This window comes from Oscillibacter sp. (assembly GCF_032060045.1).
In the GTDB taxonomy this organism is placed as follows: Bacteria; Bacillota; Clostridia; order Oscillospirales; family Oscillospiraceae; genus Oscillibacter.
This window is the reverse complement of record NZ_DAMBZJ010000060.1, coordinates 1-8,900: the sequence shown is the minus strand read 5'-3', so window position 1 is coordinate 8,900 and position 8,900 is coordinate 1. Positions and strand designations below refer to the sequence as shown.

Here is an 8,900-nt window from a genome sequence, read left to right as displayed (position 1 = left end):
CAGGTATTCGGCCCCCGCTCACTGAGGAACAGATAGCGCGAGTAGCCCTGCCTTTGCAGGGACTCCAGAGCCAGCCAAGCGGAGAACTCCCGGTTATAGCGATTGAGCTTCGCGGAGAGCGTACGCATCCCGGACTCAACGACCGCGTGGGCCTGAGCAATGGCCCTGCTGATACTGACCCCCTTACCGATGGCATTGTGATAAGTATTTGCCACTTGTTCGGAAAGGTGCCGGGAAAAGGCTTCCATGTCCCGTTCAAAGCCGTGGCGCAGGGGATAGGGGATTCTGCCGTCCACTTTAAAGTTTGCCAGATACGCATTGGTGGTGGAAGTCAAAAGCTTCAACAGCTCGTCCAGCTCCAGAGAGGGGTTCTCTGCCGGGATGGATTTTAAATAAAGATTCGCGGAGTCAAACCCGTTCCCGGTGCCGCGGTGCTGCCTGGGCCGGGTTCCCCAAACCCCAGTGGAATCCGGAACCATGTATGGGCTAAAATCTTCCGCCACAGGTTACTTCCTGTATGCAGTAAAGAATAAGTCCCTCTACATACGGAGCCAACATAAAAAAGTTGCACGAAACCGCACAACTGAATCGTAATCATTTCAAATTAAAAATGAGCATAAAAAATGGGTAAGTCCTATAAGGACTTACCCATGGTTGGAGTGTAATTATAGGATCTGGAAAAACTCATTCATATCAATGGTTTATAGGCAATCAGCAAGAGGTTTTATCCCAAAAATGATGTTAGAACGTCAGCGCCGCCCAAGGAAACTATGGGCGGCGCTTTGCTATATAACCGTATACCGAAAGAGGAGCTGTTGCCCCGAAGCTAGCTTAGTGGCAGCAATAATCGGATCATGGATTAGCTATTGAGGAATACCACGACACAAAGTCTTTCATTGTTATATATCTCGTTGCCACACCTTTTTGAGGGAAATCATACTCCTTGTTGCCAAGTCTTTCTAAGACTGAACCGTCTGGATCTTTTAGACAATACAAACAATCAGATATCGGCATGCGTTTTCCGTTATATTGGCACCACTGACCTGCAGATTTTCCAATCCTGCTTATAATGATGTCTCCGCATTCTGCATATACGGCTGATTCAAAGGGCCTTTCAATATAGCGCACAGATGGCATCCAAGGTCGGCTCCGTTTTGCTGTATGTAAAACTGGAGTTCCAGAGGACACAAATGCTTGACTGGATATATTTCCTCTGTGCATGTCCAAATCCGCATCAAGGGACAAATGCATAAATGGCATCCAGTCTCCGTTCTTTATGTGTTTCTGAGAAACAATTTTTTTAGAAGAGAATCTGTGCCCTTCTTGATTGGCATAAATTAAGGAATAGTAGTTAGTAACTTGACGAGCGGCTGTGCAATGCTTAATGACTAATGCATAGCTGTTTATATGCGATGCACCGAAAGTATCCTCTGGCAGCTTAATTATGCTTTTCACGTAGTAATTTTCACCAACCAGCTTTCGAATTGTCTTGCGGCCAGTGGCTTCAACGAATGTGCTTGGCATTATGATTAAAAGGGTACCGTTATCTTGCATCAAGAAAAGGTTTGCTAAAAGCATTTCAATTTCTAGTCGTCTTGTACGAATTTTTGAGAATATCCCCGAGTATAGTTCCGAAAACTCCCTCTCTTTTTCAACGCAATCAAAAGGAGGGTTGGCTAGAACCAGGGCATATTTCGCTGAATGCTCAATTGCAAACTTTCGTCCGTCCATATGTGTAAAGCATACATCAGAGGTATCGTGCTTAACAACATCGACCCCAAACAGTTTTGCTTTTTTCCATCTTTTTCCTGCCGCATGAAGCAGATTACAGCTACCACAACAAATATCAATTATGGTGTCAGGCTGTATTTCAGTTAGTTCTTTAACTAGCAGTGATGCAATATGCGGTGGGGTATAAAACTTACTATAATCCAAACCTTCCCTCCTTTCCTCCCGATAAATGCCACTTCTATGATTTTAAAAACGTCGAAAGGTGATAGACCGTAATGTCAGAAATACCTATCGCACGATGATTATGTTCAACAACATAATCGTATACGATCCGAGTGCTCGGATGCTCACAAGCAAAAATTGCGCAAGCCATGGAATGAGGTCTTGTCCCCAACGGTGCCAGCACAACTTTTTCTTCTGGCGTTATATTATCACGCAATAATTCGACTGCCTCAAAAACACTTTCAGAGAAACACTTTCGAACAGCAGAATCCTTACATTCACTCTGTAAAGTATCCATGCTATTCCACATTGTAGTATTATACCACTGAGGGCACCCAGATGGAAAGGCTACTATAGGTATAAATTTTTCAACATTATGAACTGATTCCAGAACTCCCTTTAAGCGAATCCCCTCAAACCCAAGGAATGAGCAAAGCGTTTGCTTAGTGCTTTCGCGCTTTGTAAAACCAGAAGCTGCTTCAACAGCCAAAACTTGGGAAGATAACGAAAATTCAATATCACCATATTGCTTATTATATCTCTCAGGCCTAATATATGTTGCAAATAATGCACGAGGAACTACTTGTGTAAGCAACTGTTTCGTTAAAAACATAATCAATACATGGTCCAAGCTTGACATATCAAGTAATACGTTTTTTTCTTCCACTCGCAAATTACGTAACAGTCTTGGCGTTGCGATACAAAAATCCACCACATTCTCACCTATCACTTGATTGTTCTTTACAAATTTGTAATATAACTGTTCACCGGGTCTCCTGTCAACTAAAAGAATATCCTTTTTACGTATACTCCATTCGTTTAGGAAAAAATGGCTACGCTCATCTTCTCTTGAAATTCCAGCAATTAGTAATTCATTGTTTTCATACAGATACTCTGCGACATCCTCAAATACATATTCCTCTCTAATCATGCCGTTTCCTCCTAAACATGGTCAAAAAGTGAAATTTGGTGCGAAGGATTATCGTTAAGTACTGGTTCATCTGGTTGCATTTTAAAGTAGCTACGAAATCCATTTTTAGCCTGATCTTCATTGCCACTAAGTAATTGCTTTAGAACGTCAACCTCAATTTGAATTTTTCTTTGATTTCTATAAGAAATTCCAAAGTAGGGAACATAGATTTTATTCAGGTAATAATCCACTGTTTCTGGCGATAATTTAGACTGCTTTCGTTTAGTTGGTTCGCCCTCCTGCAAGACATTCCACATAATTGCCGATGATATCAATCTCTTTGTTTGCTCTGGCAGTGACAGGTCCTTAGTGTTAAAATGGTTGGGTTCCGGCTCGCCCAGAGTATTATTTTCGCCAGTATGTAGTCTATAAAAAATTTGACCGAGGTATTGAATAAATAAGCGCAGTTCATTTCCATACGGCTCGTATCCAGCAATGTCAACAATCTTATATTCGCTAACATATCTCGCCGCCTCTGTCTGCACTTCTGGATTAATAGGGGTCTCCCATGCGTAACCATTTAAAAAAGCGATTTTAAAAGTCTGCTCACATAGTTCCAAAAAATATCTTACTATATTAGATGATAGGATAGCAAACACATCAAATCCGTAATACATTTTCTCCCTTTTTGTTTCCTTACAGAGAAGATAGATCAATCCGTGTTTTCTATTGTGCATCCAATCATTGTATCGAGAATTGGTGGTTGTGTATGCTTCACACAAAGTAGTTAGCGCTGGCGTATATGCTGTTTGCTTGCAAAGTAGCGCATAATGCAATCGAGAGTTAATAACAGGAGCCCGAGTAGAAAGTTCTTCACAATATGCATTTATCTCTGACTCTGATAATCCCTCTGTATTTCCCATAGTTCTGATTATTTCATTTAATTTTTTGATATGCGGTAACTTTGGCTTGGCCTGTGATATACGCTGCAGTTCATAGTCAATGGAATACGTTCCCAAATAGTACTCTATATTTTCCGGTACATTTGGAGGAATTCTCCCTTGCTCTTTGGCCAAAGCAATACGCTTTCGACAAATTTCTTTTAAAATTTCTTGATATGACGCAGAATCAATACCTAGTGTTACAAACTCGTAATCATGAGGAGCCTCAATGGTTTCCGTTTTAGAAATGGTCTCTTTGGTTTTCATGCCCTTTGGGCGTAAGCCAATATTGAAGATCACAGGCAGCGTGCTGTGCTTAATTAAAGTGTTTATTATTTTCTGCTGATACTCTTGCAATGTCTCATATTCATCAATAAAAACCTTATAAAGAAGATTTCGTTTAAATAGATTGTTGCAAGACTCACACAAGTCACTAATAAATCTGTGAGCTTTAACCCACCTTATACCCATTACGCCCGAGTTTTCAACACCGTTAATTTTATCTTCAATCATATCAAGGTAATGTTCTGTTTCACTACGAAAGCTTCGTACATTATCAACTGTACTTTCTGGATAAATTCTACGGGCAAAATCATTGACAAACGACGTTAAGGTTCCTTCATCAATTGGCATGTCTTGACATAAGGCTATAACAAGATCAAGAATATCTTGAAGAATGCAGATGGAGAAATAAGTTTCAAAAATTGCATCCCAGTGTGCTTCTTCTCTTACACGCATTGATGAAACAAACGTAGTATCTACTCTGTAGTATATACCGATAAAATCTCGATCGTCCAAGAGAATACTAGAGGGTTTCTCGCTTTTTCTGACTTCTGACAAAACCTGTCTCCAAGAATTGCACTGAAAAAACATGGTCTTTCCGCTACCGCGCCCACCTTGGACGACAATTGGCTTGCCTGCGCCATCGAGGCCTGGAAACGGAACATAGTATTTCCAAAGATCCCGCATCTGCTCAGTTCGGTTTTCCTTAAATGGATTAAATTGATTATGCATTTGAGTTTTTCCTCCTCATTAGCAACTTCCAATCCGCGTTCTCTTTCCAAAACAATGGTAGCGACCAGTCAGGAATCGTTTCATGCATTATAAAGGCAAAATCCAAGTCTTTATATCCATATAAAAGGATCCCATTCTCTTTGGTTAGGGATGAGAAAAGGGATAGCGCCTCATCGCGCTCGGCTGTGTTCTTCCATATATATGAGTTATCAGAAAACACTCGTTGTATTTCACTCAGTTTACGTACACAACAAATATTTAAGCCAACAAGATCTTTCTTAAGTTCAGATATACTCCTATCATACCCGAACAGAGTAAGATAACTTACTTCAATGTTGTATGTATTACAGAGATCCTTGAGATAAACATTTTTAAAACCAGTTGATACTATGGCATCTTCCCAAAATCCACGAAGTTGATCGCCACTGCCAACGCAGTCGTCAACAATTACCAGCTTGTTGAACGTTTTACTTTGAAATGCGTCAGGGAGCTTATTCAAGAACATTGAGTGCGATGGTGGTATTATTCCTTTTTGAACAAGAATTCTAGAAACATAATTACCACTCTCATGAGGAGAGTCACTATCTAGGAGTGGAATAAAACATGTTTTTTGAATCTCTTCGCGGAAGATATTAGAAAGGGCGTGCTGGCTTAAGCCAAACCCCATACTCTTTTGCTTTTCTAAAACATGTTCATAACATATGCACTTGTAGACACCCTCCTTTAAAGCTTCAAGAACATCTTTTTCAGAAAAATAAATTATGCCCGTCAGGAGCTTATACACCAACAGCATTTCGCTAGGCTGTAAATTTCGAAAATTGCCTAGCCATCGCTCAACTTCATATTTTGTCAAACCAGACCATTGTTGTTGTGACAGCATAAAATCAATATACGCTCTACATTTGTTAATATGTAGAGTTGTAATCTCATCCATAGTCAATTCCTTTCACGTCGTGTCCGCATTGGCGTTATAGTAACCTGAGCCATCTAATTAGACCAAATATTAACGTAGCTTACTCGCAGCAAATTTCATTTCAGGAAACAGCTCTAATTCAAATAGTATATCTTAAATCAATGGTTTTTACAATAAATTGTCGAATCAATATATTTAATTGAACCATATAACGCCTTCGTGTTCCTTTGAATTTAATTAAGCGAAATTTTCAAACTATAATGATAGCGTCGCCCACGGTAGACTACGGGCGGCGTTTTCATATAATCATACATTGAGAGGAGGTCACACGCTCCCGGCCAGCGAAAGCTGGTCTTTTTTTATGCCACGAAAAAGGAGGTAAAAATTTTATGGACGAAAACAAACAGAGTCCGATTCCCGAGGAGGCTGCTGCCCCGGAGGTTTCGGGCGCGGAATTTCCGGGTGCGTCCCCAGCATCTGAACTGACCGATGCGGAGGCGGTCATGCTGGAAAAAGAGGAACAGGCCGCGCTCTTTGAAATGGGCGAGGCGTTGCCCGATCCCGGCAAGGCCGTTATCCCTCCCCCTGCGGAGGAGATGGATCTTGTCGGGGCTGGCAGCACGGAAAAGGGCGACCCCGGCGCCGAGGACGCACGGCAGGAGTGGGAAAAGCCGATTGCGGAGCTTGAAGCCGAACAGAAAAAACCGAAGCGGGGCCGTGCCCCAAAGTCTGAAAAAGAAATGCCCAGCGGGGAAAAAGCGGCCAAGCCACGCAAGAGCCGCCCGGCCAAGGCTGACAAGGCGACTCTTGGCGACGCCCAGCCGCAGGTTCGAGACAAAGTGTCCCGAAGCAAAAAGGCCACCCCAATCAAGGATACACCTGTTCCAGAAGAGAACATCCCCACCCCGGAGCCTATGCCTGCCCCGGATGAGCCTGCCGTTCCACCTCGCCCGGTTGAGGACGGGCAACTTGTCTATCTGAAATTGTCCGAGCTTCATGCGTTCCACACATTCCGGGAGCATCCCTACAAGGTGACGGACGATGAAAAAATGACGGAGCTTGTGGGGACAATCAAGGAGCGCGGCATTATGACCCCTGCCACCGTCCGTCCCGAAAAGGACGGCAACGGATATGAGATCATTGCCGGACACAGGCGGCATCACGGCAGCGGCCTTGCGGGGCTGGAGGAAATGCCCTGTATTGTCCGCAACATGACGGACATTGAAGCCGTGCAGGAAATGAAAATCAGCAACAAGCAGCGCGGCGATCCGCTTCCCAGCGAGCTTGCAAAGCTGCTGGATTTGGAGGTTGAGGCCATCAAGCACCAAGGCGGGCGTCTGGACGGCGTGGCCGAGGGTGATGTTGGCAAACGCTCTGTTGAGATTGTCGGTGAGAACAACGGCATGAACTATAAAAAGGTCATGCGGTACATCCGGCTCAATTCCCTTGTGCCGGAACTGCTGGACATGGCCGACGCGAAAAAGCTGGGCTTTATGCCTGCGGTTGAGATTTCCTACATCAAGCCCAAAAATCAGAGCCTTATCGCTGTTTCGATTGAGGGGGAGCAATCCTCGCCGTCCCTCTCCCAAGCGCAGGAGCTTCGGAAACTGGAAAAAGAGGGCAGGCTCAATGGCGATGCGATTGACGGTATTTTGAGCAGACAAAAAAAGGAGGTAGACAAGGTGATTATTTCCACTGCGGAATTGGGCGAGTTTTTCGACAAGACGGCTACGCCCCGAGAAATGAAGGACAAAATCATGGCGCTGTTGGCTGAGGACAAAGCCAAGCAGCCGCCCGAGCTTTCCAAGTCCGATAAGAAAAAGGAAATGGAAAAATAACCGTAGGGCAGCTTCGAGACACTTTGTCCCGAGGCCGCCCCGCCCCTCGTTTGCATGGTGCTGGTTGGTATATCCTCCGTCGCCGCATATTCCACGGCACAGCTGGGAGCTGGCCGTCAAGGGTGCAACGCACCGCCGCTTGCGGCGGCCTGCCCTTGACTGCCTGCCCCGGCTGTGCTATTTCCGGCAGCGCGACGAGGGCATATCCTCCAGAACCGCCCGCCCTTTTTCAAGATTGAAAAAGGGCGGGCGGAAAAAGTTGAACGCTATATTATATAAAAAACGGAGGTTTTCACCATGAAACGACCCCTCGCTTACATCACTGCCGCATGGTATGGCGAAAGTGAAGAACAGGCGGCGCAGTATTGCCGCGTGGTCTATGAGGCTGGCTTTTCGCCCATCTGCCCGACGCTGTATCTTCCGCTGATTTTGAATGACGCAGTGCCGGAGGAGCATAAAAGCGGCATCGACATGAGCCGTGACCTGCTCCGGCGCTCCCATGTGCTGGTGGTGTGCGGTCATACCGTCACCGAGGCCATGAAAAACGACATCGCCGTGGCGGAGCGCCTGCGGATCACCGCCACCACCTTGGAAGGCATTTTGACCGTCAAGGGACAGGGCTGCCGCTGAGGGGTTCCCTGTTTGAAGCCTATGTCACCAACGCCGGGAAGTACGCCGAGGGCCAGCTTGTGGGCGAAACGCTGGTGCTCCCCACCAGCGCCGAGGAGGTGCAGGCGCTTTTGAGACGGACTGGCGTGGACGGTGTGCGGTATGAGGAGATTCTTATAACCTCCTTTAACGGCGATATGCTGGGGCTGTACGACCATTTAAGCGAGTACGCCAACCTTGACGAGCTCAATCATCTGGCCTGCCTGCTCTCCGAGCTTGACCAAGGGCGGCTTGAAACCTTTGAGGCCGTCATCAACAAGGGCGACCACACGGCCTGCGTTGCCGGCATCATCAACCTTGTCCATAACCTCGACTGCTACGAACTGTATCCCGGCATCTCTGACGATGAAACGCTGGGGCGCATCTACATTGAGGATATGGACACGCTGGCGGTGCCGGAGGACATATTGCCCTATTTTGATTTTGAGGCGTATGGGCGGGATGTGCGGCTGAACGACAACGGACATTTTGCCCCCGGCGGCTATGTGATAAAAACCAGCGGGGAGTTTACGGAGATCTACCACGGTGTTGCGGACATTCCCGCTGAAAACAAGATTTTTTCTTATCCGGCCCTCTCCATCCGGGAACAGATGGCCGCATACAAGGAGGTGATTAACCGTTCCTCTCTGGAAGGCGAAAAGCTCCGTCCCCATACGGAGCGG

The 8,900-nt window shown here is 45.6% G+C and carries 8 protein-coding genes; 3 read left to right on the top strand and 5 right to left on the bottom strand.

The window, feature by feature from the left end; translation table 11 throughout:
- The 5 genes from RT018_RS15200 to RT018_RS15180 all read right to left on the bottom strand — a co-directional run.
- Positions 1-503 (bottom strand): hypothetical protein (locus RT018_RS15200; protein ID WP_312943160.1); only part of this gene is annotated, 503 nt, incomplete at its 3' end.
- A 349-nt stretch (positions 504-852) separates the two neighbouring features.
- Positions 853-1,935: an N-6 DNA methylase gene (locus RT018_RS15195; RefSeq protein WP_312943159.1), complete on the bottom strand. Its 1,083-nt coding sequence runs from the start codon at positions 1,933-1,935 to the stop codon at positions 853-855.
- 34 nt (positions 1,936-1,969) lie between these two features.
- Positions 1,970-2,884, bottom strand: coding sequence for a hypothetical protein (locus RT018_RS15190; RefSeq protein WP_312943158.1), 915 nt, complete (start codon positions 2,882-2,884; stop codon positions 1,970-1,972).
- Between the two features lie 11 nt (positions 2,885-2,895).
- Entirely contained in the window at positions 2,896-4,818 is a 1,923-nt protein-coding gene (locus RT018_RS15185; protein WP_312943157.1) for a hypothetical protein, read from the bottom strand.
- A complete protein-coding gene (locus tag RT018_RS15180) occupies positions 4,811-5,752 on the bottom strand; it encodes a hypothetical protein (RefSeq protein ID WP_312943156.1) in 942 nt (313 codons plus the stop codon). Before RT018_RS15180 ends, RT018_RS15185 begins: the two co-directional genes overlap by 8 nt.
- A gap of 368 nt (positions 5,753-6,120) precedes the next feature.
- On the opposite strand from RT018_RS15180, the gene RT018_RS15175 reads away from it, so the two are divergent.
- From RT018_RS15175 to RT018_RS15165, 3 genes are all read left to right on the top strand, one after another.
- Positions 6,121-7,569 carry a ParB/RepB/Spo0J family partition protein gene (locus RT018_RS15175; protein ID WP_312943155.1) on the top strand — a complete coding sequence of 483 codons (1,449 nt, stop codon included), beginning with the start codon at positions 6,121-6,123 and terminating at the stop codon, positions 7,567-7,569.
- 297 nt (positions 7,570-7,866) lie between these two features.
- Entirely contained in the window at positions 7,867-8,199 is a 333-nt protein-coding gene (locus RT018_RS15170; protein ID WP_312943154.1) for a hypothetical protein, read from the top strand.
- Positions 8,196-8,900 (top strand): antirestriction protein ArdA (locus RT018_RS15165; RefSeq protein ID WP_312943161.1); only part of this gene is annotated, 705 nt, incomplete at its 3' end. The genes RT018_RS15170 and RT018_RS15165, both read left to right, overlap by 4 nt.

Bases quoted from the DNA above. Each gene is read 5' to 3' on its own strand.
- RT018_RS15190 (WP_312943158.1), bottom strand. From the start codon at position 2,884: ATGATTAGAGAGGAATATGTATTTGAGGATGTCGCAGAGTATCTGTAT.
- RT018_RS15185 (WP_312943157.1), bottom strand. From the start codon at position 4,818: ATGCATAATCAATTTAATCCATTTAAGGAAAACCGAACTGAGCAGATG.
- RT018_RS15180 (WP_312943156.1), bottom strand. From the start codon at position 5,752: ATGGATGAGATTACAACTCTACATATTAACAAATGTAGAGCGTATATT.
- RT018_RS15175 (WP_312943155.1), top strand. From the start codon at position 6,121: ATGGACGAAAACAAACAGAGTCCGATTCCCGAGGAGGCTGCTGCCCCG.
- RT018_RS15170 (WP_312943154.1), top strand. From the start codon at position 7,867: ATGAAACGACCCCTCGCTTACATCACTGCCGCATGGTATGGCGAAAGT.